Origin of the sequence: Bradyrhizobium sp. Ce-3 (assembly GCF_022835695.1) — a bacterium.
Lineage (GTDB): Bacteria > Pseudomonadota > Alphaproteobacteria > Rhizobiales > Xanthobacteraceae > Bradyrhizobium.
This window is the reverse complement of the sequence record NZ_BQUV01000005.1, coordinates 492,245-516,126: the sequence shown is the minus strand read 5'-3', so window position 1 is coordinate 516,126 and position 23,882 is coordinate 492,245. Positions and strand designations below refer to the sequence as shown.

The following is a 23,882-nucleotide window of genomic DNA, read 5'->3' as shown; positions in this document are numbered from 1 at the left end:
CTGCCGATCGTGCTTCAGTGACCGGCGCTCTGGCCGCCGTCGACATGCAGGATCTCGCCGGTGACGAAGCCCGCGCCTTCCAGGAACAGCACGGCGTCGATGATGTCCTTCATCTCGCCCATGCGCCCGACCGGATGCAGCCTGGCGAGGAAATCATGGGTCTCGGGGGCGTGCATCGGCGTCTTGATGACGCCGGGCGCCACCGCGTTCACGCGGATGCCCTTGGCGGCATATTCGATCGCCAGCGACTTGGTCGCCGCGTTCAGGCCGCCCTTGGTCAGCGAGGCCAGCACCGAGGGCACGTTGCTGTTGGCATGGTCGACGAGGCTGGTCGTGATCTGCACGATGTGTCCGGAGCCCTGCTTCACCATCTCCTTGGCGACGCGACGGCTGATGTAGAAGAAGCCATTGAGGTTGGTCGCCAGGATCGCGGCGTAATCCTGATCGGTGTAGTCGGTGAACGGCTTGGCGACGAAGATGCCGGCATTGTTGACCAGCGTGTCGATGCGGCCGAAGCGCGCGAGCGCCTGCTTGACGATGCGGTCGGCGACCTCGGGATCGCCGATATCCCCCGGGACCGCCAGCACATCAGCATCGGTCGACGGCTTGATGCTGCGGGAATTGGCGACGACACGGTAGTTGCGATCGCGATAGCCCCTGACGAGCGCCTCGCCGATCCCCTGCGACGCACCGGTGATGATGGCAACCTTCTGCTCTGCACCCATGATCTCTCTCCATTCGTTGCTGAAGCGACCCAGCGCCGCTTCGATGGAGAGCAAGCTAGATACATCCGCATTTCGCGCGAATGCCCGCTATTCGGCAGACACTCTTCCGCGGCGCGAACGAATGGCGACGGCCTTGCTGGCCTCGCGCGACAGTTGCTCGAAATAGCGTTTCAGCCGCGGCGCCGCGAAGTCGACGAAGGCACGCACCTTCGGCACGTCGAAGCGGCCCTGCGGCGCCAAGAGATGCACCGGCAGTGGCGGCGGCTCGTCGCGGGCGAGCAGGATCTGAAGCCGGCCGTCACGGATCTCCTCGGCGATGTGATACGAGAACAGCCGGGTGATGCCGTGCCCTTCGCTGGCCGAGGCCACCGCCGCCCGCACCGTGTTGACGACCAGCCGTGGCGCAAACTGCACCGCGCGCGCGACCTTCGATTTCGCGGCCGGCGGAAAGCTCCAGGAGTCGAGCCCGAAATGCGTCATCGCGATGATCTGGTGTTTCGCCAGATCGGCGGGTGCGCCAATCACCGGATGCTGCGCGAGATAACCAGGCGACGCCGCCACCACGCGGCGTACCTCGCCGAGCTTGATCGCGATCAAATTGGAATCAGCGAGATGGGCGATGCGCAGCGCGACGTCGATGCCCTCGTCGATCAGGTTGACGGTGCGATCGAGCATCACGAGCCGCGCCGACACCGCCGGATAGTCCGCCATGAAGGCATCGAGCAGTGGCCGCAGCACGTCCTCGCCGACCACGACCGGCGCCGTGATGGTCAGGGTGCCGCGCGGCGCCGACCGCTCGCCGCCGGCCGAGATGTCGGCCTCCTCGAGCTCGCTGAGGATGCGCCGGCACGCCGCTGCGTAGCGCTGCCCGGCATCGCTCAGCTTCAGCGACCGCGTGGTGCGATGAAGCAGCTCGGCGCCGACGTGATGCTCGAGGAACGCGATCGCCCGGCTGATCGCCGCCGGCGAGCGCCGCAGCTTCCGGCCTGCACCGGCAAGGCTGCCCTCGTCGACCGCCGCGACGAAGACCTTCATGGCGTCGATGCGGTCCATGGGTCCCCCCGCTTCGCGGCAGCGTCTATTCTTTCACGTCATATTGCTTGCTGAGGTGGTCGCCGATCTGCACCAGCATTGCGACGCATTCGGGATAGCCCGGCCGCGCCACGGTCGCATCATTGGCGCTGGCGCGAAATTCCCAGCTGTCGCCGTCGCGCAGCACGGAAATGTCGATGCCGTCGGGGCAGTCGGCATGGACCTTCAACTCGGCCCGCGCCATCGCGATGAGTTCGGCTTCGGTCTTGATCGGCTTGCTCATGTGACGACGTCCTCCCGGCGCTTTCAATTGCGTCATGGTTGCCGGTTTGGCGACAATATGTCGAGAGGATGAAATGCGATCACGCCCTCTTGCAATTGACAAATCGCACCTCTCCGGCGAACATTCAGGCCGGGTCGATACCACCCGCCGCTTGCGCCCCGCCCGGGGACGGTGAACGTATCAAGCCAGATTTCAGGCTTCCTTTGCCCGCACGAACGGGTCAGCAATGCAAGCCCCTGACGCTTTCCGTTCGTCGATGCAAAGGTTGATTCCATGCGCGACTTTCGTGATGCCAAGGCCATGGCGCAGACGCTGCGCGAAGCGCTTGCTGCCAAATCGATCCCCCTCACCCACAGCGACAGCCTGGAGCTGATCGCCAGATTGTTCGGTCAACGCGACTGGAACACGCTGGCGGCACGGATCCAGGCCGCCGGACCGCCGAGCACGCCGCCCCAGGCGGCAGACTCCATCACGGCAGAACCACCGCCGCCCGCCGCGCGGCAGGAGATCGCGGTCGATGCAGTCGTCCTCGATCATTATGCCGGGTTCTACCAGCTCAACGACCGCGCCGTGTTCACGGTAATGCCCGACGAACATCACCTTGTCATGCAACTGACCGGACAGCGCTCGGTGCGGTTCTTTGCGGAGAGCGTGACCGAATTCTTCGCCAGGATTGTCGATGCGCAAGTCAGCTTCGTCGTCGGACCGGACGGACAAGCCACCTCGCTGGTCCTGCATCAGAACGGCAGCGATATTCCGATGGCGCGCATCGACGCCGCGACGGCAGGGAAGATCGCCGACCAGACGGCGGAACGCGTCAAGAACCAGTCGGCCAGCCCCGGAACCGAGGCTGCGCTTCACCGCCTGATCGATGGGATCGCCTCGGGGAATCCCAACTACAACGAGATGAGCCCGGCGCTGGCGGCCGCGACCCGCAAGCAGATGCCTTGGCTTCAGCCCCTCGCGGACCTCGGCACGATCCAGTTGATCCGCTTTCTCGGTGTCGGCGAGCAAGGCGAGGACGTCTATAGTGTCAGGCAGGCGAACGGTGCTGCGCACTGGCGCATCGCTCTGGACGACAAGGGGATCATTTCGACCGCGTGGGTGTCGCCGGGGCCGTAACGGCCCGGGTGACTACGGCGTCGCGCTGGCGCGGCGCTCGCCCTTGATCACCGGGAGCGTGCTGACCGGCGCGGCCTTTGGCCCGTCGGGCAGCGATCCGGTCGCGACCGGATCGGGCAGCGGCGCGCGCGCCGTGGCGTCGGGGAAGCGGGTCTTCATCTCGCGGATGAAGCCGTCGAGCGTGTCGACGCTGGCGGCCATCCGCGCGATCTGGGCGAATTCCGCGCTCGAGGTCGCGACCGGCTTGCTGGCGGCGTCGAACGCCAGCCGGTCGGCATCGCCGGACATCAGCGGTGCGTATTTTTCCCGGAACCGGGACAGCCCGATGGCGTCCTCGGCGAGCGCATAGCCGACCACGGCGCGGATGACGTCGGCCTTCTCGCTCGGATTGAGCGGAGTGAAGTCGCGCCAGCGGTCGCCGTAATAGAGCTCGATCTGCTCGGATGCCTCGCGCCAGTGCCGTGACGCCCAGTAGATGTCCGAGCGCAGCCGGATCGCCTCGCGGCCGGTGATGTTCGAGATGATGTCGAGCGCGAGGTCGTGCCGGCCAACGTCGCTCTGCGCGCGCGCCTCGAGCAGCAGCCGCTGCTGGCGCAGTTCGCCGGAGAGGTCCGCGATCCGGGTCGAGCGCAGCGCGCCGATGGCGCGGTCGGGCTTGCGGTTCATCAGATAGACCATCGCGAGCCGCGCGGCGACCTGGGCCCGCGCCGCGCCTTCGAGCCGCTTGTCGACCTGGTATTGCAGGAGATCGGCGGCCTGGTCGAGCAGATCGACGCCGACCAGACGATCGGCGAGCCGGCGGATCATCTCGTCGCCGCGGCGGCCGATCGGCGTCAGTTCGCGATATTCGTAGAAGGTGCCGAGCGCATCGATCGGGGCCATCTCGTCACCCTTCGGGCCGAGATAGAGCTGCACGAACAGCGCCGAGGCGGCGTCCTGCGCCTGGCGCGATTCCGGCGCGTTCGGCTGCAGCCTCGTCGCGGCGCGCGTCACCGCGAAGGCGTCGGCATAGCGCGCGGTCTCGGCGTAGATCTTCGACAGCATGTAGAGCGTCTTCAGCTCGATGTTGTCGCCGCGCCACAGCATCGACAGCAGCTCGAGCTCCTTCAGCACGTCGTCGCGGCCGATCTCGCCGCGCTTCTGCTTGAGCAGCGTCTCCAGCAGCTTGCCTTCGGCGGCGGCCTGGCGGTCGGACGAATTGGCGGCGAAGCGATAGGCGTCGAGCGCATCCTTCTCCTGGCCGAGCGCCTCGGCGAGCCGGCCGCGCAGCACCGCAACCGCAGGCCTGAGCTCGTCGGGAACGCCGACCACGTCGAGATCGCTCTTGCGTCGCGCGGCGCCGGCATAGTCCTTGACCTCGAGCGAGGCCTTCATCGAATCCATGGTGACGATGCGCTGCAGATCGGGCGGCAGCGTCGCGACCGCGAATTCGGCATTCTTGAACTTCTCGCGCGCCTCGGCCCATTTGCCCTCGCGGGCGAAGGCGAGCCCCTTCCACAATTGGGAATCGTAGCCGTTGCCGATCACGGGATTGGCGAGATCCTTCATCCCGCGCGCCGGATGCCCGATCAGGATGCTGGCGACCGCATGCACCATCACCACGGACGCCGTCTCGCTGCCGCGCTTGCTCTCGGACAGCATCAGGTTGGTGACGCCATGCGCCTCCTGATACATGCCGCGCGCCATGTAGAATTCGGCAAGATCGAGTCGCGCCTGCGGCAGCTGCTCGGCATTGGCCGTCGACGCCGCCCCAATCAGGCCGTCGAGCTGCTTGAGGAAATTATCCGACTGGTTCTTGCGCCACTCGTCCGGGTCGAACAGCGGCTTCACCGCCGCGGTCGCGCGCTCGGCAGCGACGTCGGCCGACGACAACGTCAGGCCGCCGGGCCGGCCCAGCATCACCTTGTCGGCGCCGACCTCCGCCCTGACGTCGTCGGCGTTCGGATGGACCACGACGCCGTGGATCGATTCCAGCAGCGAGAGCTCGACGAAATCCTGCCGCTTGATGATGCCGCGGGTCGGCGGCGGCGCGGTCACCACCCAGAGCGTATCGCCGGCGTCGGGATCAAGCAGCTTGTGGAGCTGACCGGGATTGGCGAGCGGCACGCTGACATTGGCGAGCGAGGGCTCGCTGATGTTGCGCACCACGCTGAGCGGCAATGGCGGCTTCTGCACCCGATCGGCAAAGGTCAGCGTCCAGCTAACGCCGCGCGAGCGGTCGTCGCTCTCGAGCGAGGGCATCTGCGGCCGGTTCAGGCGGAAGCGCACCGCCTGCCCCTTCTCCAGCGCAATCCGGCTGACATCCGATATCAGCGAGCCGCCCTTGGCGCGGATCGGATCGACGTCGATCGGATCGGCCGTGTCGAACACCATCCACACAGTGTCGGCGCGGCGGAACAGCGCCGCCGGCGTCGCGCCCGGAAATGCGAACGTCACGCGCAGCCCGTCGCTGTCGCGCTGGGCTTCGACCGCGGGATTGCCGCCGGCGCGGGCCATCGCGGATGGCGACGGCGCAGCGGCAGACTTCGGCGCGTCCATCGCCGGCGCGGCGGCAACAGTGGGCACCGGCTTCGGCGCTTCGCCGACGGGCACGGTGTTCTGTTCGGCCGCAGCACCGGCGCGGCCCTCGCGCGGCGTGACCGGCGCGGCCGCGGTCTCGACGTCGGCCGCCGGCGTCGTCGCGATCTTCGGCTGCTCCGCATTGGGCAGCTCCGATCTCGGCTGCTCCGGCTTGACAGCCGATGCTGCCGGCTGCTCGGGCGCGGCCTGCTCCGGTTTGGCCGGCTCGGCTTGCGGCGGCTCGGACTTTGCAGACTCAGGCTTTGCAGATTCAGGCTTGGCAGACTCGGACTTGGCAGGCTCCGCCTTGGGTTGCTCGGGCTTGATCTCGATCCTGGCCTCTCGCGCGATGCTTTCCGAGGTCACCGGCGCGAGCGCCGCGGCGCCCTTCGATTTGCCCCGCGTCGGCAACAACGAGCTGAGCGAGGGCTTTGCCGCCTGCTGTTGCTCATTCTGCTGGAACGCGACATCGACGATGTAGTTCTTCTCGTCGCGGAACGAATGCACGTCGACGTCGCCGATCAACGTCACGTCGACCGCCGACGTATCCGTATCGGCGCGCGAACTGATCGATGCGACGTTCGGCGGCGCTGCGACCTTGGCATCCGCGAGATCGAAGCTCAGGACCGAGTTGAAGGACAACGTCAGCTTCTGCTCGTTCAGCACCGAGGAGACGCTGACCCCGTCCGGGACCTCGAACACGAAGCGTACGAAAGTGGGCTGCACCAGCGCGCGGACGCGGATCGGTGGCCTCTTTTTAGCCGCATCTGCAGCGCGCTGGATGCGCAGCAACCGCTCGGCGGCGCGGGCGCGCTCCGCCAGCTCGCGGATCACGTCCTGCGGCAGCGACGGCGGCGGGCCGGTCCAGCCGTCGGGCAGGAAGTCGACGAAGATGCGCTCGCCAGCGGTCATGGTGTTGACGGTGACGCGGCGCGCCAGCGACAGGCGGATCGCCGAGCCGTCAGGATCGCGGCGCGCGGCGCCGACATAATCGGGCACTGCATCCGAGATTTGCTCGACCGGGATATCGACCGGACGCTTGAAGCGGATCACGATGATCGAGCCGGCGGTAGTCACCTCCGACTCGACGTCCTCCTTCAGCTTCAGCACCAGCCTTGCATAGCCGTTGGCGGCCGAGAACGTCGCCTCACCGGGCACCGGCGACAAATCTTGGGCCCGTACCGCGGCTGGATATGTGAGGGTCGTGAGGGCAAGGCCAGTGGCAAGCAGGCACAGACGCGCGGTCCGCGCCCAGGCGCGGCCTAGCGACCAAGTTTCAGCGGCAGCCGTTCGCGCCATCTCGAAACGTCTTCTCGGGACTTCAGACATACCAGCGCGAAGCGCCCTCGCCCACGCGTTCCGATCTTGGATCGGGCGGCGTTAAGGAGCTGTTAACGACAACGGATTGCGAACGCCGAGATTGGACCATCCCCTCAGCGCAGTGTGTATTTGTGTGTTGACAAAATACGCGTTTGTGTGTATAAATACACAGTTAAATCGGCGGACATCATCAAAGCCTTGAAGGCCGATGGATGGGTGCAGGTTGCCCAGAAAGGCAGCCAAGTTCAATTCACGCACCCCATAAAGCCAGGCCGCGTCACCGTCCCACATCCCAAAAGAGACATCCCTATTGGGACCTTCAAGAGCATCGAGAAGCAATCCGGCCTGAAGCTGAAATGACCAAGACGAAGCCCAAACGGCTCGCAAGTTGGAGACCACAATGCGGCACTACATCGCTTTGATCCATAAGGATCCCGACAGCGATTACGGAGTTTCGTTTCCTGATCTGCCCGGCGTAATCACTGCAGGCACCGATCTCGACGATGCCCGTGCGATGGCCGCTGAAGCCCTGGCCCTCCATTTGGAAGGGATGGTCGCGGACGGCGAAGCCGTACCTGAACCCTCCTCTCTCGAGGAGATCATGGCAAATCCAGAGAATCGGAGCGGTGTTGCCGTTCTTATTCCAGCGCCGGCGGAAGACGTGAGAAGCGTTCGGGTGAACATCACTCTTCCGTCCGACATCCTCAGCGAAATCGATCGACGCGCTGAGCAAGAAGGCTTCACCCGCTCTGGCTTTCTCGCTCAGGCAGCGAAGAAAGCGTTGGCAGCATAGGCAGGCGTTACCCCGTCAATTCGTCTTCGGCGCGAGCATCTTGCCTTCGATCTTGGGAAGATCGTCGGTTGAGGCCGACTTGTCGCCGCCGGCGCGGCGGGCGAGCTCGACGGTGAGGCGTTCGGCGGCCTCGGGCTGCATCAAGCCGAGGATGTCGGACATCTTGCGCGGCTGGATCTGCGAGGCGATCTGGTAGAGCACGTTCATTTCCAGCCGATCGAACACTTTGGCGGCGTCCTTCGGCTTCATGTTCTCGTACATCGTGACGATGCCCTTGAAGCGCGCGGCGTCGGCCTCCACCTTTGCCGCCGCATCGGCATTCGCCTTGGCGTCATTGGCCTTGGCTTCCTCGACCTTGGCCTCGATGCGCTTCTCGGCGGCCTTCAGCAGGCTCTCGCGGATCTCGACCTCGCGCGCGCGCGTCTCGAGCTCCTGGCGGCGCGACTGCAACCGTTCCAGGATCGCGCGCTCCGACGCCGACACCGGCGCGGGCGCATCCAGGTTGACGACCACGCCGTCGGGCTTGGACGGCTCGGCGGCCGGTGCGGCCGGCTTCGGCGCCTCGTCCTTCTTGGCGTCCTTCTTCGCGTCCTTGGCCTCGACCGATCCCGTGATGTCGGTGGGATCGACCTTGATCTTGCTGTCGGCAACCGCTTTGGGAGCGCCGGGGAAGTTGAAGTTCTGCTGCGCCCAGGATGGGCCGGCCGGGCCGGCCGGCGGCGCGTCCTCGGCAAACACGTAACCGCCATCGAGCACGAGGCCGGCGACCTTCAGCACCATCAGGCCGAAGATCGCGACCAGCACCGCAGGCATCACTCTGATGTCACGAAGCAACTTCATGCAGCGAGGCCGCCGGCCCTCCTGCGCTCGGTGAAGGCTTCCGCCGCCGCGGCAACCGCGCGCGCGGCCGAAACCCTGGGCGCCGCTGGCGCGGCGGGCGCAGTCGCCTGTGCCGGCAGCTGCGCGGGCTCCGGCGGCCGCGCGGCCAGCGCGATCTTGGACAGGCGGCGGACCACGTGGTCGCCTTCCGCCAGCTGGTTCTTCAACTGCGCCGACATCTGCGTCGCCGCGTCGAGCTGGTTGCCGAGGTTCTCGTTGACGTCACGTACCGCATGCTTCAACCCGCCGATCGCCCGTTCGGCGATCTCTGTCGCGGTGATCAATTCCGCGATCGTCGCCTTCAGCGAATGCTCGTCCGCCTTCAGCCGCTGCAGCCGCTTGTTGAGCAGCCAGCAATAGCCGATGGTCAGCATCAGCAGCACGGCCACCAGACTCTCGATTACCAGTCCTAGCACATGACTCATGGTGCCTCCATCATCTTGGTCCGCTCATCCGCCTTCTCGAACATCGCGAAGGTGGTTTGGGGTTTACGCAAATTCTTGGTGACGCGGATCGCGACCCGGTCGCCGACGCGGCCCATGCGCCCCTCCGTCAAAGTGACGTTGCCGCAACGGACCGAGACCAGCGCGTCGGAGCGGATATCCAGCGGCAGCGTGTCGCCGACCTTGAGCTTCATCAGCTCCTTGAGCGGGATATCGGCCTCGTACAGCACGGCATCGACCGAGATCTCGGCCTGCGCCACTTCGGTGGCGAAATGGCCTTCCCAGATCGGGTCGCGGCCGAACTTCTCGCCCATGAACATCTGCAACAGCACGTTGCGGATCGGTTCGATGGTGGCGTAGGGCAGCAGCAATTCGACGTTGCCGCCGCGGTCCTCCATATCGATGCGCAGGCGCACCAGGATCGCGGCATTGGCCGGGCGGCTGATCGCGGCAAAGCGCGGATTGGTCTCGAGCCGGTCGATCGAGAAGGTCACCGGCGACAGCGGACGGAACGCCTGCTCGGCATCCGACAGCACCACCTCGACCAGCCGCTTCACCAGATTGGTCTCGATCGTGGTGTAGGGCCGGCCCTCGATCTTGAGCTGGGTCTGGCCGCGGCGGCCGCCGAGCAGCACGTCGATCATCGAGTAGATCAGGTTGGAGTCGACCATGGCGAGGCCGAAATTCTCCCACTCCTCCGCCTTGAACACCGAGAGCACCGCCGGCAGCGGGATCGAGTTCATGTAGTCGCCGAAGCGCACCGAGGTGATGCGGTCGAGCGAGACTTCGACGTTGTCGGAAGTGAAGTTGCGCAACGATGTCGTCATCAACCGCACCAGGCGGTCGAACACGATTTCGAGCATCGGCAGACGCTCGTAGGACACCATCGCGGAATCGATGATGGCGCGGATGCCGGAATGGTCGTCGAGGCTGACGTCGCCGACCGTGAAGCCGAGGAGATTGTCGATCTCCTCCTGCGACAGCACGCGCTCGCCATTAGTGTTCTTGCCGCCGAAATCGCGGCTGCCGTCCTCGACCATGGCGGCCCATTGCAACGCCATGTTCTCGGTGAGCTCGTTCTTGGCGGCTTCCTCCGCTGCCGCCGCGGGATCCTCGGAATCGAGCGAGGCTTCCCATTGGGCCGCAATGGCGTCCTGGTCCATCTGGTCGTTGCCGGCCATGGCTTTACATCCACCCCGTCACTGGATCACGACTTCCTTGAACAGAACCGCGTTGACCTGGTTCGGCGCCAGCGCGAGATTGACGCGCTTGGTCAGCTCCTCCTTGAGGCGGAACAGGCCGGCCGAGCCGTTGAGATCGCTCGGGCGCAGCTCGCGCATATAGGTCTGGAACAGGTCGGTGACGCGCGGCAGCGACGGCTTGATGGCCTCGGCCTGCTTCTCTTCCTTGACCTCGAGCACCAGCTTCAGCTTGAGGTATTGCACGCGCTCGCCGGGCGCGCCGACCAGATTGACCAGCATGTCGGGGATGTCGACGAAGCTCGGCGGCTTCGGCGGCGGCGCCTCGGCATGCTGCTCCTCGCCGTGGCCGCGCATGAAGAAGAACCAGCCGCCGGCGCCCGCCCCGAGCACGACGAGGAAGCCGACGACGGCAATGATCAGCTTGAGCTTGCCCTTCTTCGGTGCGGCCGCGCCCTCGCCGCTGTCCGTCTTTTCCTCGTCCGCCATCGTCCGCTCGCTTCAACCCGAAGGATGCGAACGCGATTTGCCCCAGCTTTGGCTTGAAGACGCGATACAAAGGCCGCCGGCGCGCACGCGCCCCACTGCCGGCAACACTGGGGTCATAATGGTTAACGGAAGCTTAGGATTTACCTTCCACTAGGAAAAAACTGCCGGGCAAACATGGTCAACAAGACCTTTCTGCCGCCCCCTGCAGACCCCGGCCAAACACCTAAGCCATTCAAATAACTTAATATTTCAAGTTGGCACGGCTTTCGCTGAGAGGACGGCGTGACTGGCGGGTTTGGGAGAACCCAATGGTTACCGACGGTCCGGCGTGAAGGTTTGGGAGAACCTGTCGCATCGGATCACCTCACAGGGGAGAACCACCGATGCAGAATACGCTTCTGGTCGGACTATCGAAGCAGATGGTGCTGGAACGGCAGATGGATGTCGTTTCCAACAACATCGCGAATATGAACACCAACGGCTACAAGGCCGACCGCTCGCTGTTCGAGGAGTATCTGTCTTCGAACGCGCATGAGGACAATTTCGCGTCCCGCGACCGCCGCGTCTCCTTCGTGCAGGACCGCGCCACCTTCCACGACTTCTCGCAGGGCCCGACCGAAGAGACCAAGAACCCGCTCGACGTCGCGATCGACGGCAACGCCTTCCTGGTGGTGCAGACGCCGGGCGGCGAGCGCTACACCCGCGAAGGCAATCTGGCGATCAACAGTCGCGGCCAGCTGGTCACCGCCTCGGGCTACCAGGTGCTCGGCACCTCCGGCCCGATCACGTTTCAGCAGACCGACCACGACGTCAACATTGCCACCGACGGCAACATCAGCGTGCTCGAGGGCACGTCCCGCCTCGACTCGATTCGCGGCAAGCTGCGCCTGGTCTCGTTCGCGCAGGCCCAGCGCCTGCTCAAGGAGGGCTCCAACCTCTACGCGCCGGGCGAAGGCACGCAGGCGCTGCCGGACACCAAGGCCCAGATCCGCCAGGGCTTCATCGAGAAGTCGAACGTCAATTCCGTCGTCGAGATGAGCCGCATGATCGAGATCACGCGGACCTACACCCAAATCGCCTCGCTGCTGCAGCAGCAGAGCGACCTGCACAAATCGGCGATCGAGAAGCTCGCCGACGTGCCGAACTGATCCGGGGGATTGACCAATGCGCGCTCTCTACACTGCAGCGACCGGAATGGCGGCACAGGAACTCTCCGTTCAGGTGATCTCCAACAACATCGCGAACCTGCGCACCACCGGCTACAAGAAGCAGCGCGCGGCGTTCCAGGACCTGATCTACGACCATGTGCGCCGGGTCGGCGCCCAGGCCTCCGACCAAAACACCATCATGCCGATGGGCATCGACCTCGGCGGCGGCGTCAAGACCGTCGGCACTCCGCGCATGATGACCCAGGGCACGCTGTCGCCGACCGGCAACGATCTCGACATCGCGATCCGCGGCGAAGGCTTCTTCAAGATCCTGATGCCGGACGGCACCTTCACCTACACCCGTGACGGCTCGTTCCAGATGGACAACCAGGGCCGTATCGTCAACGCGCAGGGCAATCTGCTGCAGCCGACGATCACGATCCCGCAGAACGCCTCCGGCCTCGTCATCAATGCGCAGGGCCAGGTCTCGGTGACGCTGCCGGGCCAGACCGCATCGACCAATATCGGCACGATCGGCCTGACCCGCTTCATCAACAAGGCCGGGCTGATGCCGATCGGCGACAACCTGTTCCAGGAAACGCCGGCTTCGGGCCAGCCGCAGGACGGCACCGCCAACACCGACGGCTATGGCGACATGCAGCAGAGCAACCTCGAACAGGCCAACGTCGAGGTGGTCTCCGAAATCTCCGATCTGATCGCCGCCCAGCGTGCCTACGAGATGAACTCGAAGGTGGTGTCGGCCGCCGACCAGATGATGCAGTCGACCTCCAACCTGTTCCGCTGAGGATGATGTCGATGATCGCCCGTTCCCTCCTGACCGCAGCCGCGCTTCTCGCGCTGACCGTGCTACCCGCCGCCGCGCAAAGCCGGAGCGAGACCATCGCGGTGCCGACGCTGCGCGCCAGTATCACGGTCGCGGACGACATCGTGCGGGTCGGCGACCTCATCGACAATGCCGGCAGCGCCGGCAGCATTGCGGTCTACCGTGCGCCCGACCTCGGCACGACAGGCACGCTGCCGGTCGCGCAGGTACTGAACGTGTTGCGCTCGCACCAGGTGATCGGCGTCGACACCCGCGAGCTGAAGGAGATCACGGTCACGCGGCCCGCGCGCACCATCGACAACAAGGAGATCGAGCAGCAGGTGTCGCGCGCGCTGGAGGGCCGCCACGGGCTCAGCCGGGCCGGCAACATCGCGCTGACCTTCGATCGCGATCCCGGCGATATCAGGCTCGAGGCCACCATTACCGGCGCGATGCAGCCGGTCGCCGTGCGCTACGATCCGCGCTCGACGCGCTTCGACGTCACCTTCGAGATCAGCAACGACACCGGCGCCGCGCCGTACAAGCTGCGCCTCACCGGCACCGCGATCGAGACCATCGAGGCCGCCGTGCTGACGCGCAGTGTCGAGCGCGGCGACGTGCTGAAAGCCTCCGACGTGGTGGTCGAGCGCCGCCCGAAAGCCGAGATCGGCAACGACGCCGCGGTGCGTGACAGCACCGTCGGCATGCAGATGCGCCGACAGATCCGCGCCGGCCAGGCGCTGCGCGTCGCCGACATGGCGAAGCCCGATCTCGTCACCCGTGACCAGAACGTCGTGCTGATCTACCGCACCGCCGGCATCTATCTCACCATCCGCGGCAAGGCGATGGATGGCGGTGCCGAGGGCGACGTCGTCAGCGTGTTGAATCTGCAGTCCAAGCGCGCCGTCTCCGGCGTCGTCACCGGCCGCGGCGAGGTCTCGATCTCGGTCGCGACCCCGCGCACCGCACCGACCGCCGACGCCGCCCCGTCAGAGCCCGCTCCCGTCAAGCTGAGTTCAGTCGCACCAAACGCCGAGTAAAGTTCATGTCCCAGTACCGTATCAACCGCCTCATCCTGACCGGTGCGCTGGTCGCACTCGGAACGATCGCCAGCGGTTGCTCGTCGATCGACCGTCTCTCCCAGATCGGCGAAAAGCCGAAGCTGACGGAGATCGAAAATCCGACGGCGCAACCCGGCTACAAGCCGGTGCAGATGCCGATGCCGAAGCCCGAGGTCGCCTCCTACAGCCCCAACTCGCTGTGGCGCAGCGGCTCGCGCGCCTTCTTCAAGGACCAGCGCGCCGCGCGGGTCGGCGACATCCTGACCATCACGGTGAACTTCACCGACAAGGCCGCGATCGCCAACGAAACCCAGCGCAGCCGCAGCAACAGCGAGGATTCCGGGGTCACCAACTTCCTGGGATCGCAGACCATCACGCAGGCGAACAAGATCCTGCCCGGCAAGATCCTGACCGCAGAATCCACGGCCTCGAGCGACGGCAAGGGCTCGGTGAACCGCCAGGAGGCGTTGCAGACCAGCGTCGCGGCCGTCGTCACCCAATTGCTGCCGAACGGCAATCTCGTGGTCGAAGGCAAGCAGGAGATCCGCGTCAACTACGAGATCCGCGAGCTGATCGTGGCCGGCATCGTGCGCCCGGAGGACATCCAGAGCGACAACACCATCGACTCCTCGAAGATCGCCCAGGCCCGCATCGCCTACGGCGGCCGCGGCCAGATCACCGACGTGCAACAGCCGCGCTACGGCCAGCAGGTTCTCGACGTGCTCTTGCCCTTCTAACGGCGTGATCCCGAAACACCGCAGCCGGCTCCCGGAAACGGATCATGCCTGAGTAAGACTTTTACGAGCTCCCACATCTCGTCGCGAACCTAGGCGCGGCGCGGTGTATCAACACGGCCCTCGCTAGCTCCCCTGGCGAGGGCCGTGGCTTGTTGTGAACGGTCGCATGCACTAAAGCGCTCTCGGGCGAAGTGGAGACCGGCTCGCGATACCTCTTCGCACAAGTCGCGCGATCCGCTTCTCGGTTCGTTAACCGTCGGGACAAGGTTATGTGGCAGTCCCTTCGCTTGCAACGTAGCTAGACGACAACGCAGGGTTTGCAGTTCGTGACGATCATGCAAAGAGACGGTCAATATGCGGCGTGGTTCCGCACGCCGCGCGGCGAAGGCACCGGAATAGTCCACCTCGCAAATGGCAGGATCTCGGGCGGCGACGCGATGTTCGTCTATGGCGGGTCCTATCAGCTCGACGACGATCGCTTTACGGCAACACTGACGACGCACCGCTATGTCGACGGCCCGTTCACCACCGTTTTCGGATGTGACGAGGTCGAGGCGCAGCTGACCGGCACGTTCAGCGGCAATCGCGCGATGTGCTCGGGCACGGCCAAGCAGGCCCCCGGCGTGCTGTTCGAGGCCACGCTGTTCCTGCAGCAACCGGAGCAGGAGCCCGCCCCCGGACCAAGGAGCAAGACGACACGCGCGGATCTGGCGCGGCTGCCGAAGCTCCCCGACCGCCGCACGACGGTCGTCGCCCGGCGTTTCAGCTAATCGATCCGCAAAGCGGATGGCATCTGCGAGCCGTCAGGCGTACGATGGCGCATGCGCGAAGCGCAGCCCGATCGATACAGCCGGAAGGAGGAACGCATGTATGCCGCCATCCGTCACGCCAAGGCGAAGACCGGCAGTGCCGAAGAACTCGCACGCCGGATCAAGGAAGGCGCAATCCCGATCATCAGCGACGTCGAAGGCTTCATGGCCTATTACGTGGTCTATGCCGGCGACGATACCGTCACCGCGATCAGCGTCTTCAACAATCATGCCGGCGCCGAGGAAGCCAACCGCCGTGCGCTGGCCTGGATCGATGACAATCTCGGCCCCTTGCTGATCGGGCAAGCGACGGCGGTTGCGGGTCCAGTGATCGTGCATACAAAGGCATAGCGACCGCAACCGGGTTGCGGGTCCAGTGATCGTGCATACAAAGGCCTAGCGGCCGCAACTGGGTTGCGGGTCCAGTGATCGTGCATACAAAGGCATAATCCGCGTCAGGCAGAATTCGCCCGGCAGAAGCTGCCCGTTGCGCGTCATATGCGCGTGGCGGCACCGCCATCTCCTTGAAATTACTGCGGCGTCGGATGGCACGCCATTTGCTCCACGATTGCAGCATTGCAATTGGGACAGCGCGCGCAGATGACGTCGATCTCGGCCTTTGGTCCGGTCACAGCCAGCATGACCACCGGCACTTTGAAGAAGCCGCTGACCGCCGACGCCAATTCCTCCACCCAAGCCAGCGGCGGCAGCGCGCTCGACGACACCGTCGAGCAGAAGTTTCTCAAATACGCGCAAATGAGCCCGATGGACCGCATGCGTGCGAACATCCTCAAGGGCATGGGTCTGTCGGAAGAGGACCTCAAGACCATGACGCCGGATCAGCGCGCCAAGGTCGAGCAGAAGATCAAGGAGCTGATCGAGCAGTCGTTCCAGAAGAACGCCGGCAAGGTCGGCCAGGCGGTCGACATCTCGGCATAGGTCGGCGGCGCGACGGGAAACTCCGCGCGTCGGCCCCGGCCGCAAGCGAACGCTGTTTGGGAACGCGCTCGGCTCAGGTCGCTGCCGGCGAGAGCTGCAGCAGCAGCTTCGGTCGTGAATGCCCGGCCGGCGCAAGACGCGCAGCAATGCGATTGACGGCATAGATCGATACGGCCGCGACGGCTAACCCGGCCAGGACGTCGGCAAAGTAGTGACCGCCTCCGATCGGCGTCGCAGCCAGCATCACCGTATTCCAGATCAGGCCGACACCTCGCAGCCAACGGATCGGCCAGCAAGCCCAGATGTACAGCGCCGCGGAAAGGGCATGAAAGCTCGGAAACGTCAGGACCGATCCCAGCTCATACACGTCGAGCAGCCTCGTCGTGCCGTCGCGTACGAGCGGCAGCTCTTTCAAGGTGTTGTAATAGACAGTCGGTTCGATCTGCGAATACTCCGCCGGCAAAAGCCCGAGCGCCCCGTAGACGCCGGTGGCCGGAACCAGGGTTGAGATACCGGTCGTCACAATCAGGCCTATCGTGACGGCGAGCACCAGCTCCGCCGCGCGCCGACCCTGTCCGACCAGGCTGAGCAGGAGCAGCAACCCGAAGAGCTGAGCCCAAATGGAATTGTAGGCCCTTGCGAGCACGCCGATCAGAACCGGCCGATCGTTGACAAAATCCAGATAGGCGCGGAAATCCAGGCCGAGCAACCGGTCGAACGCGAGCAGATTGGCGTCCTGCATCGGCAGGTTCGCCGACGCCGCAATGTATCCGAGCGACGCGACCAACATCGCAACCAAGACGATCTGCGGCACGACGCACAGCGTCGTGTAGATTCGCGGATCGTTGGATGCCGACCTCATTTTGTAATACCCGAACGATCCGTAGAGGCCAGCCACCGCAGCGACGATGAGATAACCGCCGGCGCGCAGGCGAAAGTCGGTCAGCAGCAGCGCGCAGAGGAAGACGACCAGGATGGCGGCGATCAAGATCCAATTCAGCTGCAACAGTCGCCGGGTAACCGCAACGTGCGCGTCCTCATGCCGAACCGCTCGAGCGTTCGCCGGCTGCACCATTGCAGGCCGACGCTGGTCGTTGCCGCGGGGTTGAAGAGCGCAAAGCTGCACCGCTCTCGGACGGGCCTGCTCTGAAATATCAATGTCGGCCGGCGATGCGATCCCTGGCGGGACAACCAACTTACTGAACATTGCAACTGCCATTCCAGCGGGAGCCTCGCCCCGAGGCCCGCACATTCCACAGCCGCAGGTTTAGCAGCCGCCCGGCAAGTTGTACCGGTACGCCGCTACAACGATGGGGGCGTTAGGCGTCTTTCGTGTCTAATGGTGAATACTTTGTTTTGATCTGTTTCCGTAACAGGAGCTGGGTTCCCCTGCGCGAAGGCCAGCTATTGACCGAGATCCAGCCGGTCGCTGAGGACAACAAACACCTTGCCGTCGAGGACGTATCGCGCGACCTCGCGCATGCCGAGCCGTAGATGCGCCCTGAGCGAGCGCGGATTGTCTTCCCTGATGAACAGGATCGCCTCGCGGCCGGGAAACGTCGCCTGGAGCTTCGCATACAAGGCGTCAAGGACGCCGAGGCCGCGTGCCTCCGGCGAGACGCACACCGGACCGTACACATAGGCATCGGGACCGCCCGGCCATGCCTTCAGCATGCCCTGCACCGGCGGAGCCGGATCAAATCCCTTCTCCGACGTCAGCAGCGCGCCGAGCAAGCTGCCTTGCCCGTCGGTCGCGACGACGATCGATTGCCCGCCTGAAATGCGCCGCTCGATCGCGTGGCGCGGCCATTGCCCGAGCAGCATGCCGCCGCGGTCGCCGCTGTTGGCCGTCAGCAGCGCGGAGATGGAGTCCGTATCCGACAATACGGCGAGCCTGGTCTTGATCATCTCGGCGTGACCGGATCAGTGGCGGAGCTCACGCCTTTTTCTTCACGGCGGCGCGGACGCCGGCCGCGGCCTTCTTCACCGGCCTGCTCGCCGAAGTCTTGGTTGAAGTCTTGGTTGAAGTCTTGGCTGGCGTCTTCGCTGATTTCCCGGCCGGCTTCTTCGACTTGGCCTGGTTGAGCTCGATCGCGGCGCGGATCAGGGCTTTCACCGCGCGGTCGTTGATCTTGTCGCCCTCGAACAGATCGATGGCGCGCCGCACATTACCCTCGAAACCGGCGTTGAACAGCCGGTCGGGATCGGCGAGTTGCGCGCCATACATGAATGTCAGCTTCACCTTACCCTTGTGGGCATTGCCGACCGCGATGATGCCGTCGCGCGACCACACCGGGCTGCCCATCCACTTCCACTCCTCGATGATATCGGGGTCGGCGGCGAGGATGCTCTTGCGCAGGCTGGCGAGCGTCTCGCCCCGCCAGTCGGTGAGATCCTCGATCATCCGGTCGATACGTTCCGATGCCGTCATTGCTGCCTCGCGATGTGAGCGCCCATGCAACCACACTCAGGATGCCGAGGTCGAGCCTCTAACGATCCGCCGCGGCGCCAGATAGGGCAACGCGAACAGATACAGTCCGCTGAGTAGCATCAAGATCAGCGGGAACAGCGCCAGCAGGCCGATCCAGACCGCCTGTTGCTGCTGCATCATGGCAACGATGTTGATGATGACGGCGACCGTGAAGGCGATCGAGAGCCAGCGGTGGAATTGTCGGATCCAGCTATTCCAGTTCAATGTGACCTCCTGTTGGATATGATGTATGTCAAACGGTCATTGCGAGGAGCTCGCGACAAAATTGCAAAGCAATTTTGCGCTGGAGCGACGAAGCAATTCATCTATCCGTGTGTGCGGCACCTTGGATTGCTTCGCTTCGCTCGCAATGACGAGAGAGAGAGAGAGAGAGATGGTCAGCCCTCGCGCACCAGCAGCTGATCGAGATTCTCGAGGAACTGCTTCCATCCGGCATGAGCGCCGCCATAGGCCTGCTTCTGATGCGGCTGGAAGCCGGACTGCTCGACGCGCAGATGGGTGCCGCGTGCCGTTGGCGTCAGCGTGAACACCACCACGCTCTCGAGATTGTAGGCGGCATCCGCATGCGCGAAATTCCAGGTGTAGGACAGCGTCTTGTGCGGCTCGACGGCAAGCACCTTGCAGTCCAGCACGCCGCCCCATTCGCCGCGCAGATTGAAGCTGTGCCCGACCTCGGGCTTGAAGTCGTTCTTCATCAGCCACTCCTCCATCAGATGCGGTTGCGTCAGCGCGCGCCAGAGCTTTTCCGGCGGATGGGGAAATTCACGCTCGACGATCGCGGAGCGCGTCTCGGTGGCGGTCTTGGTCATTGGTCCATCCTTTTGAGGAGATCTTCGAGGTGGTCGAACCGGTTCTGCCAGAATCCGGCCATCTGGCTGGTCCAGTCGATCAGCGGCGCCAGCGCGCCGAGCTGCGCGCTGTAATGTGTCTGCCTTCCTTCATGGCGGTCGCGCACCAGCCCGGCCTGCTTCAGCACGCCGAGATGTTTCGACACCGCCGGCTGCGAGATTTTTGCGCGGACCGTCAGCGCGCCGACGGTCTGCTCGCCTTCGCGGCACAGGCGCTCGAAGATGGCCCGGCGGGTCGGGTCCGCGAGGGTTCGAAACAGCAAATCGTGAGCGTCAGGCATGTTGCGATCAATAACCCGTTGGTTATGGATTAACGTATAACCAGAGAGCTATGGATTGGTCAAGCAAGAAATTGAGGAAAGTCGGCCGGCGGCGTAGATACCCATTTGCCGCTGACCTGAAGCAAGATCGGCCCCGACAAACATATAGCTAAATGGTTATGTGATGATCGCTGATTTGCGCGTCGGGGCGAAACGAGATGCGGCTGGGACAAATCATGTCGCGGGAATGCGGAAGTAGGACACACAGCTCGCGCAACAAATTCGGTGTCGTCCTGGCGAAGGCCAGGACCCATTACCCCAAACTTCAGTTCTTGCGCAGCGTTGGGGCCGCAATCCCGCTCATCATCGAATTCGGTGGTTATGGGTCCTGGCTTTCGCCAGGACGACAGCGATGAATGCGGCGCCCGCGAGCCTACGCATGCACCTCGTTGCGAAGGAAACGCAGCTGACCTACAAATATCGCGCGGATGCGGTCCTTGTTCACGGAGAACCTTGATGTGCCAGCACTGCGAGATCACTCCCTCCAGCCGGACCTCCCGACGCGTCTTCCTCGCGGCCGCGGCGTGCACCGCGGCCAGCCTCGCCTTTGCGCCGCCTGCGACGGCCAAGGAGACGAAGCCGCAGCCGAAGCCGCAGAACGTGCTGCCGCCGGACGCAGCGCTCGACCGGCTGGTGAAGGGCAATCTCCGCTACGTCGAAGGGATTTCGCGGCGGCATGATTTCAAGCACGAGCGTGCGGTGCTGGCCGGCGGACAGAATCCGTTCGCCGGCATCCTGAGTTGCGCGGACTCCCGCATCGCGCCGGAATACGCTTTCGACACCGGCCGCGGCGATCTGTTCGTCTGCCGCGTCGCCGGCAATTTCGCCAGCGACGAGATGATCGCAAGCCTGGAATATGCGACGGCCGTGCTCAACGTGCCGCTGTTCATGGTGCTTGGCCATGACAGCTGCGGGGCGGTCGACGCCGCGATCAAGTCGCTGAAGGACAACACCACCCTGCCCGGCCATCTGCCCTCGCTGGTCACGGCGATCGCGCCGGCGGTGAAGGCGACCGAAGACAAGCCGGGCGACCGGCTCGCCAACGCCATCCGGCAGAACGTCATCGACAATGTCGCGAAGCTCAAGGCGGCAACACCAATCCTCAGCGCCGCGGTCGATCAGGGCAAGCTTCGGATTGTCGGCGCGGTCTATCGGCTGACCGACGGCAAGGTCGAACTGGTCGCGGACGCCAAGCGGCCGGCGACTTGAACCCCGATCCGCATACTCAGTGTCGTCCCTGCGAAAGCAGGGACCCATACTCCGCGGCGGCTGCCGTGAACTGCGCTCGTCGCTCCGGCGACGCGCAACAATCAGCATTCGTGGTTATGGGTCCCTGCTTTCGCAGGGACGACACCTTCTATGCGGAGACAAGCTCGTCAACCCAACGTCACCTCAGGTGAACGCCGCTTCCACCTTGCCGAGCCCATCGAGCTCCATCACGACCGTGTCGCCCGCCTTCAGCCACACCGTCTTGACCAGGCTGCCGGTCATCACGATCTGGCCGGCATGCAGGCCACGCCCCTCGGCGGCGAGATGGTTGGCGAGCCAGGCGAGCGCGTTGTGGGGATGGCCGAGCACGTCGGCGCCGGTGCCGCGCCCTTCTTCCTTGCCGTTGACGATCGCGCGTCCCGCGACCTCGCGCAGATCGGGCGCGGTGATGCGCGGCACCGCTTCGCCGAGCACGCAACCGGCGGCGAAGAAGTCGTCCGCGATCAGCGTCGGCGCGCCGAGCGTCTCCCATTTGACGTAGCGGTCATCGACGATCTCGATCGCCGGATGGTAGGCCTCGATCGCTTCCGCGACCCATTCGGCGGTGAACGGCGCTTCGCCGGGAGCGAGACTGCGCGCCAGCCGCACCGCGATCTCGCACTCGACGCCGACATGGACGAAGTCCGCCGCCGCCAGCCGCACGCCGCTGTCATGGACGACCTTCTCGAATATGCCGCCGCCGCAGGGGTGCGGGATGTTGATATATTCCTGCATCACCGCGCTGGTGCAGCCGATCTTGTAGCCGACGAGGCTGCCGACCTGCGGCTGCAACAAATCGTGCAGCGCGTACTGCACCTGGTAGCCTTCGGCCTCGTCGCGCGGCACGATGTCTTTGGCGAGCGCCTTGAGCGGCGCGCGGCTGCGGCGCGCGCTGGCAATCGCCTTTGCGGCCGCGAGGACCCGTTCCATCTGCGCAGCCTCCCTGATGTTCTCGGCGGCGCGGTGGCGCCGCCGTCTGCTCACGCCAATTCAGCACCCGCCGATGCATCTGGCAAGCACGCCGGACAGGAGCCGCCGTCAGGTCTTGACCAGGCCGAGCCTGATCAGGCTCTCGGCGGTCGCGACCAGCATCTCCTCATTGCCGCGCGGACGCCAGCCGAGCAGGCTCTTCGCCTTGGCGCTGGTCGAGCGGCGCACCTTGCCGAGCAGCGGCAGCGCGGCGCGGGCCATCGGGTTGCGCCGCGCGGCAAGCCGCATCATCCAGTCCGGCGCCTGGAACCGGGGCACATGCCGCGCCTTGCTGCCGAGCTTTCTGCGCAGCACACGGGCGACCTGCAGCACCGACAGGGTCTCGCCGGCGACCGCCAGGAACCGCTCGCCTTTGGCCTTGGGCGACGTCATGGCGCGCAGATGCAGGTCGGCGACGTCACGCACGTCGACGAGGCCGAAATGGATCCGCGGCACCGCCGGCATCGCTCCGTCGAGCAGCGCCTTGATGATGCCGATCGACTCGGAAAAATCAGCGCCGAGCGCCGGGCCGAACACGGCGGTCGGATTGACCACGGCAAGCTCGAGGCCGTTGCCTTCGCGCGCGACGAAATCCCAGGCGGCACGCTCGGCCAGCGTCTTGGATTTCGGATAGGCCTGCACATCGGGGCCATCGAGATTGGACCACGCGGTCTCATCGAATGGCCTGGCCTGCGGCGGATGGCCATAGCCGATCGCGGCAAACGACGAGGTGATGACGACGCGTTTGACGCCGGCGTCGCGCGCCGCGCGCAACACCCGCAGCGTGCCTTCCCGCGCCGGAACGATCAGCTCGTTCTCGTCCTCCGGCACATGCGCGCCGAGCGGCGAGGCGACATGCAGCACGTAGTCGCACCCTGCGGCCGCCTCGCGCCAGCCGTCGTCGCGCGTGAGGTCGGCGGTGACGAAGCCGACCTGCTCGGGCCCGTCAGCGCCACCCTCGCGCAACATCGCAATCACGTCCTTGCTGCGATCCGGGTTGCGCAGCGTGGTTCGCACCGCATGCCCGTCGGCCAGCAGCTGCAGAATCGTATGGACGCCGATGAAGCCCGATCCGCCCGTGACCAAAACCGTGCTCATGCCGCTGCCCTTTCCATGGTTCGACGGGGTCGGACATCGCGCCGCCCACCCTGCACAGGCCGCATCTGGTCACTATCTGACGTTCGACAAGTAGAATGGAATTCGAGACCGGTATGGAAAACAATACCAGCGATGCGTGTGACGGCAGTGAATGCGAGAACTGCCCGAGCGACCCGAGCCTGCTGATCGATTTCAAGCATGCGATCGACGCGCTCGGCGGAAAATGGAAACTCGAGATCCTGTTCACGCTGATGAATGGCGGCGTGCGGTTCGGCGCGCTGCGCCGCGCGCTGGTGCCGATCACCCAGCACATGCTGACCGCGCAGCTACGCGAGCTCGAGCGCGACGGGCTGGTGGCGCGCAAGGTGCTCGCGGAGAGGCCGCTGCAGGTCGAATACGAGCTGACGGATTCAGCCTGGGGCCTGACGCCGGCCTTCCGCGAATTGCTGGCGTGGTCGAAGGCGTTCGGTCCGCGCCGTCACGCGGAGGCAAGCGCATCGACTCTCGAGGCCGGACTGGCCTGAACGTCGTCTGGATGAGAGGGGAT

General features: G+C 64.9%; 28 protein-coding genes. 12 read left to right on the top strand and 16 right to left on the bottom strand.

Annotated elements, in window-relative coordinates; all coding sequences use genetic code 11:
• Window positions 1-14: 14 nt before the first annotated feature.
• The 3 genes from BRSPCE3_RS20290 to BRSPCE3_RS20280 all read right to left on the bottom strand — a co-directional run bounded on the left by BRSPCE3_RS20290 (window position 15) and on the right by BRSPCE3_RS20280 (window position 2,040).
• Complete coding sequence (locus BRSPCE3_RS20290; protein ID WP_244067847.1) at window positions 15-725, bottom strand: SDR family NAD(P)-dependent oxidoreductase; 711 nt, start codon at window positions 723-725, stop codon at window positions 15-17.
• 87 nt (window positions 726-812) lie between these two features.
• On the bottom strand, window positions 813-1,778 hold the full coding sequence (locus tag BRSPCE3_RS20285; RefSeq protein WP_244067846.1) for a LysR family transcriptional regulator: 966 nt from the start codon (window positions 1,776-1,778) through the stop codon (window positions 813-815).
• Between the two features lie 25 nt (window positions 1,779-1,803).
• The gene (locus tag BRSPCE3_RS20280; RefSeq protein ID WP_244067845.1) at window positions 1,804-2,040 is read right to left on the bottom strand and encodes a hypothetical protein; all 237 of its coding nucleotides are present in this window, start codon (window positions 2,038-2,040) and stop codon (window positions 1,804-1,806) included.
• A gap of 273 nt (window positions 2,041-2,313) precedes the next feature.
• Here BRSPCE3_RS20280 and BRSPCE3_RS20275 point away from each other — a divergent pair, with 273 nt between their 5' ends.
• Entirely contained in the window at window positions 2,314-3,162 is an 849-nt protein-coding gene (locus BRSPCE3_RS20275; RefSeq protein ID WP_244067844.1) for a glyoxalase superfamily protein, read from the top strand.
• A 12-nt stretch (window positions 3,163-3,174) separates the two neighbouring features.
• Here the strand turns inward: BRSPCE3_RS20275 and BRSPCE3_RS20270 are convergent, their stop codons facing one another.
• A complete protein-coding gene (locus BRSPCE3_RS20270) occupies window positions 3,175-7,020 on the bottom strand; it encodes a tetratricopeptide repeat protein (RefSeq protein ID WP_244067843.1) in 3,846 nt (1,281 codons plus the stop codon).
• A gap of 177 nt (window positions 7,021-7,197) precedes the next feature.
• On the opposite strand from BRSPCE3_RS20270, the gene BRSPCE3_RS20265 reads away from it, so the two are divergent.
• Together BRSPCE3_RS20265 and BRSPCE3_RS20260 are read left to right on the top strand one after the other, a co-directional pair.
• Entirely contained in the window at window positions 7,198-7,401 is a 204-nt protein-coding gene (locus tag BRSPCE3_RS20265) for a type II toxin-antitoxin system HicA family toxin (RefSeq protein WP_244067842.1), read from the top strand.
• 40 nt (window positions 7,402-7,441) lie between these two features.
• The gene (locus BRSPCE3_RS20260) at window positions 7,442-7,834 is read left to right on the top strand and encodes a type II toxin-antitoxin system HicB family antitoxin (RefSeq protein ID WP_244067841.1); all 393 of its coding nucleotides are present in this window, start codon (window positions 7,442-7,444) and stop codon (window positions 7,832-7,834) included.
• A 15-nt stretch (window positions 7,835-7,849) separates the two neighbouring features.
• Here the strand turns inward: BRSPCE3_RS20260 and BRSPCE3_RS20255 are convergent, their stop codons facing one another.
• From BRSPCE3_RS20255 to fliL, 4 genes are read right to left on the bottom strand one after another with little or no spacing between them, the layout of a single operon-like run.
• Window positions 7,850-8,674: a MotE family protein gene (locus BRSPCE3_RS20255; protein WP_244067840.1), complete on the bottom strand. Its 825-nt coding sequence runs from the start codon at window positions 8,672-8,674 to the stop codon at window positions 7,850-7,852.
• Window positions 8,671-9,138 carry a DUF6468 domain-containing protein gene (locus BRSPCE3_RS20250; protein WP_244067839.1) on the bottom strand — a complete coding sequence of 156 codons (468 nt, stop codon included), beginning with the start codon at window positions 9,136-9,138 and terminating at the stop codon, window positions 8,671-8,673. Before BRSPCE3_RS20250 ends, BRSPCE3_RS20255 begins: the two co-directional genes overlap by 4 nt.
• Window positions 9,135-10,337: a flagellar motor switch protein FliM gene (fliM, locus tag BRSPCE3_RS20245; protein WP_244067838.1), complete on the bottom strand. Its 1,203-nt coding sequence runs from the start codon at window positions 10,335-10,337 to the stop codon at window positions 9,135-9,137. Before fliM ends, BRSPCE3_RS20250 begins: the two co-directional genes overlap by 4 nt.
• Window positions 10,338-10,355: 18 nt before the next feature.
• Complete coding sequence (fliL, locus tag BRSPCE3_RS20240; RefSeq protein ID WP_244067837.1) at window positions 10,356-10,844, bottom strand: flagellar basal body-associated protein FliL; 489 nt, start codon at window positions 10,842-10,844, stop codon at window positions 10,356-10,358.
• Window positions 10,845-11,227: 383 nt separating this feature from the next.
• On the opposite strand from fliL, the gene flgF reads away from it, so the two are divergent.
• From flgF to BRSPCE3_RS20205, 7 genes are all read left to right on the top strand, one after another.
• Window positions 11,228-11,992 carry a flagellar basal-body rod protein FlgF gene (gene flgF, locus BRSPCE3_RS20235; RefSeq protein WP_244067836.1) on the top strand — a complete coding sequence of 255 codons (765 nt, stop codon included), beginning with the start codon at window positions 11,228-11,230 and terminating at the stop codon, window positions 11,990-11,992.
• Between the two features lie 16 nt (window positions 11,993-12,008).
• Window positions 12,009-12,797, top strand: coding sequence for a flagellar basal-body rod protein FlgG (gene flgG, locus BRSPCE3_RS20230; RefSeq protein ID WP_244067835.1), 789 nt, complete (start codon window positions 12,009-12,011; stop codon window positions 12,795-12,797).
• Between the two features lie 2 nt (window positions 12,798-12,799).
• The gene (flgA, locus tag BRSPCE3_RS20225) at window positions 12,800-13,855 is read left to right on the top strand and encodes a flagellar basal body P-ring formation chaperone FlgA (protein WP_375709933.1); all 1,056 of its coding nucleotides are present in this window, start codon (window positions 12,800-12,802) and stop codon (window positions 13,853-13,855) included.
• A gap of 5 nt (window positions 13,856-13,860) precedes the next feature.
• Window positions 13,861-14,613: a flagellar basal body L-ring protein FlgH gene (gene flgH / locus BRSPCE3_RS20220; protein WP_244067833.1), complete on the top strand. Its 753-nt coding sequence runs from the start codon at window positions 13,861-13,863 to the stop codon at window positions 14,611-14,613.
• Between the two features lie 335 nt (window positions 14,614-14,948).
• Window positions 14,949-15,383, top strand: coding sequence for a hypothetical protein (locus BRSPCE3_RS20215; RefSeq protein WP_244067832.1), 435 nt, complete (start codon window positions 14,949-14,951; stop codon window positions 15,381-15,383).
• A 96-nt stretch (window positions 15,384-15,479) separates the two neighbouring features.
• A complete protein-coding gene (locus tag BRSPCE3_RS20210) occupies window positions 15,480-15,773 on the top strand; it encodes an antibiotic biosynthesis monooxygenase (RefSeq protein WP_244067831.1) in 294 nt (97 codons plus the stop codon).
• A 249-nt stretch (window positions 15,774-16,022) separates the two neighbouring features.
• Window positions 16,023-16,361, top strand: a complete 339-nt coding sequence (locus tag BRSPCE3_RS20205; RefSeq protein ID WP_244067830.1) for a hypothetical protein — start codon at window positions 16,023-16,025, stop codon at window positions 16,359-16,361.
• Between the two features lie 73 nt (window positions 16,362-16,434).
• On the opposite strand, the gene BRSPCE3_RS20200 is transcribed toward BRSPCE3_RS20205, so the two are convergent.
• The 6 genes from BRSPCE3_RS20200 to BRSPCE3_RS20175 all read right to left on the bottom strand — a co-directional run bounded on the left by BRSPCE3_RS20200 (window position 16,435) and on the right by BRSPCE3_RS20175 (window position 19,981).
• Window positions 16,435-17,349 carry a phosphatase PAP2 family protein gene (locus tag BRSPCE3_RS20200; RefSeq protein WP_244067829.1) on the bottom strand — a complete coding sequence of 305 codons (915 nt, stop codon included), beginning with the start codon at window positions 17,347-17,349 and terminating at the stop codon, window positions 16,435-16,437.
• 416 nt (window positions 17,350-17,765) lie between these two features.
• On the bottom strand, window positions 17,766-18,269 hold the full coding sequence (locus BRSPCE3_RS20195; RefSeq protein WP_244067828.1) for a GNAT family N-acetyltransferase: 504 nt from the start codon (window positions 18,267-18,269) through the stop codon (window positions 17,766-17,768).
• 28 nt (window positions 18,270-18,297) lie between these two features.
• Window positions 18,298-18,792, bottom strand: coding sequence for a DUF1801 domain-containing protein (locus BRSPCE3_RS20190; RefSeq protein WP_244067827.1), 495 nt, complete (start codon window positions 18,790-18,792; stop codon window positions 18,298-18,300).
• 36 nt (window positions 18,793-18,828) lie between these two features.
• A complete protein-coding gene (locus BRSPCE3_RS20185) occupies window positions 18,829-19,056 on the bottom strand; it encodes a hypothetical protein (RefSeq protein ID WP_244067826.1) in 228 nt (75 codons plus the stop codon).
• 173 nt (window positions 19,057-19,229) lie between these two features.
• Window positions 19,230-19,661 carry an SRPBCC domain-containing protein gene (locus tag BRSPCE3_RS20180; RefSeq protein WP_244067825.1) on the bottom strand — a complete coding sequence of 144 codons (432 nt, stop codon included), beginning with the start codon at window positions 19,659-19,661 and terminating at the stop codon, window positions 19,230-19,232.
• Window positions 19,658-19,981 (bottom strand): helix-turn-helix transcriptional regulator, encoded by a 324-nt coding sequence (locus BRSPCE3_RS20175; protein ID WP_244067824.1) that lies wholly within the window; start codon window positions 19,979-19,981, stop codon window positions 19,658-19,660. The genes BRSPCE3_RS20180 and BRSPCE3_RS20175 overlap by 4 nt, the downstream gene beginning before the upstream one ends.
• 495 nt (window positions 19,982-20,476) lie before the next feature.
• On the opposite strand from BRSPCE3_RS20175, the gene BRSPCE3_RS20170 reads away from it, so the two are divergent.
• The gene (locus BRSPCE3_RS20170) at window positions 20,477-21,229 is read left to right on the top strand and encodes a carbonic anhydrase (protein WP_244067823.1); all 753 of its coding nucleotides are present in this window, start codon (window positions 20,477-20,479) and stop codon (window positions 21,227-21,229) included.
• 183 nt (window positions 21,230-21,412) lie between these two features.
• On the opposite strand, the gene BRSPCE3_RS20165 is transcribed toward BRSPCE3_RS20170, so the two are convergent.
• Both BRSPCE3_RS20165 and BRSPCE3_RS20160 read right to left on the bottom strand, forming a co-directional pair.
• The gene (locus BRSPCE3_RS20165; RefSeq protein ID WP_244067822.1) at window positions 21,413-22,198 is read right to left on the bottom strand and encodes a 2-keto-4-pentenoate hydratase; all 786 of its coding nucleotides are present in this window, start codon (window positions 22,196-22,198) and stop codon (window positions 21,413-21,415) included.
• A 108-nt stretch (window positions 22,199-22,306) separates the two neighbouring features.
• Window positions 22,307-23,335 (bottom strand): aldehyde reductase, encoded by a 1,029-nt coding sequence (locus tag BRSPCE3_RS20160; protein WP_244067821.1) that lies wholly within the window; start codon window positions 23,333-23,335, stop codon window positions 22,307-22,309.
• Between the two features lie 113 nt (window positions 23,336-23,448).
• On the opposite strand from BRSPCE3_RS20160, the gene BRSPCE3_RS20155 reads away from it, so the two are divergent.
• Complete coding sequence (locus tag BRSPCE3_RS20155; protein ID WP_244067820.1) at window positions 23,449-23,859, top strand: helix-turn-helix domain-containing protein; 411 nt, start codon at window positions 23,449-23,451, stop codon at window positions 23,857-23,859.
• The last annotated feature ends 23 nt before the right edge of the window (window positions 23,860-23,882 follow it).

What these genes read in the sequence shown, in the direction of transcription:
- BRSPCE3_RS20290 (WP_244067847.1), bottom strand. Translation starts at nt 725, where the DNA reads ATGGGTGCAGAGCAGAAGGTTGCCATCATCACCGGTGCGTCGCAGGGG.
- BRSPCE3_RS20285 (WP_244067846.1), bottom strand. Translation starts at nt 1,778, where the DNA reads ATGGACCGCATCGACGCCATGAAGGTCTTCGTCGCGGCGGTCGACGAG.
- BRSPCE3_RS20280 (WP_244067845.1), bottom strand. Translation starts at nt 2,040, where the DNA reads ATGAGCAAGCCGATCAAGACCGAAGCCGAACTCATCGCGATGGCGCGG.
- BRSPCE3_RS20275 (WP_244067844.1), top strand. Translation starts at nt 2,314, where the DNA reads ATGCGCGACTTTCGTGATGCCAAGGCCATGGCGCAGACGCTGCGCGAA.
- BRSPCE3_RS20270 (WP_244067843.1), bottom strand. Translation starts at nt 7,020, where the DNA reads ATGGCGCGAACGGCTGCCGCTGAAACTTGGTCGCTAGGCCGCGCCTGG.
- BRSPCE3_RS20260 (WP_244067841.1), top strand. Translation starts at nt 7,442, where the DNA reads ATGCGGCACTACATCGCTTTGATCCATAAGGATCCCGACAGCGATTAC.
- BRSPCE3_RS20255 (WP_244067840.1), bottom strand. Translation starts at nt 8,674, where the DNA reads ATGAAGTTGCTTCGTGACATCAGAGTGATGCCTGCGGTGCTGGTCGCG.
- BRSPCE3_RS20250 (WP_244067839.1), bottom strand. Translation starts at nt 9,138, where the DNA reads ATGAGTCATGTGCTAGGACTGGTAATCGAGAGTCTGGTGGCCGTGCTG.
- fliM (WP_244067838.1), bottom strand. Translation starts at nt 10,337, where the DNA reads ATGGCCGGCAACGACCAGATGGACCAGGACGCCATTGCGGCCCAATGG.
- fliL (WP_244067837.1), bottom strand. Translation starts at nt 10,844, where the DNA reads ATGGCGGACGAGGAAAAGACGGACAGCGGCGAGGGCGCGGCCGCACCG.
- flgF (WP_244067836.1), top strand. Translation starts at nt 11,228, where the DNA reads ATGCAGAATACGCTTCTGGTCGGACTATCGAAGCAGATGGTGCTGGAA.
- flgG (WP_244067835.1), top strand. Translation starts at nt 12,009, where the DNA reads ATGCGCGCTCTCTACACTGCAGCGACCGGAATGGCGGCACAGGAACTC.
- flgA (WP_375709933.1), top strand. Translation starts at nt 12,800, where the DNA reads ATGATGTCGATGATCGCCCGTTCCCTCCTGACCGCAGCCGCGCTTCTC.
- flgH (WP_244067833.1), top strand. Translation starts at nt 13,861, where the DNA reads ATGTCCCAGTACCGTATCAACCGCCTCATCCTGACCGGTGCGCTGGTC.
- BRSPCE3_RS20215 (WP_244067832.1), top strand. Translation starts at nt 14,949, where the DNA reads ATGCAAAGAGACGGTCAATATGCGGCGTGGTTCCGCACGCCGCGCGGC.
- BRSPCE3_RS20210 (WP_244067831.1), top strand. Translation starts at nt 15,480, where the DNA reads ATGTATGCCGCCATCCGTCACGCCAAGGCGAAGACCGGCAGTGCCGAA.
- BRSPCE3_RS20205 (WP_244067830.1), top strand. Translation starts at nt 16,023, where the DNA reads ATGACGTCGATCTCGGCCTTTGGTCCGGTCACAGCCAGCATGACCACC.
- BRSPCE3_RS20195 (WP_244067828.1), bottom strand. Translation starts at nt 18,269, where the DNA reads ATGATCAAGACCAGGCTCGCCGTATTGTCGGATACGGACTCCATCTCC.
- BRSPCE3_RS20190 (WP_244067827.1), bottom strand. Translation starts at nt 18,792, where the DNA reads ATGACGGCATCGGAACGTATCGACCGGATGATCGAGGATCTCACCGAC.
- BRSPCE3_RS20180 (WP_244067825.1), bottom strand. Translation starts at nt 19,661, where the DNA reads ATGACCAAGACCGCCACCGAGACGCGCTCCGCGATCGTCGAGCGTGAA.
- BRSPCE3_RS20175 (WP_244067824.1), bottom strand. Translation starts at nt 19,981, where the DNA reads ATGCCTGACGCTCACGATTTGCTGTTTCGAACCCTCGCGGACCCGACC.
- BRSPCE3_RS20170 (WP_244067823.1), top strand. Translation starts at nt 20,477, where the DNA reads ATGTGCCAGCACTGCGAGATCACTCCCTCCAGCCGGACCTCCCGACGC.
- BRSPCE3_RS20165 (WP_244067822.1), bottom strand. Translation starts at nt 22,198, where the DNA reads ATGGAACGGGTCCTCGCGGCCGCAAAGGCGATTGCCAGCGCGCGCCGC.
- BRSPCE3_RS20160 (WP_244067821.1), bottom strand. Translation starts at nt 23,335, where the DNA reads ATGAGCACGGTTTTGGTCACGGGCGGATCGGGCTTCATCGGCGTCCAT.
- BRSPCE3_RS20155 (WP_244067820.1), top strand. Translation starts at nt 23,449, where the DNA reads ATGGAAAACAATACCAGCGATGCGTGTGACGGCAGTGAATGCGAGAAC.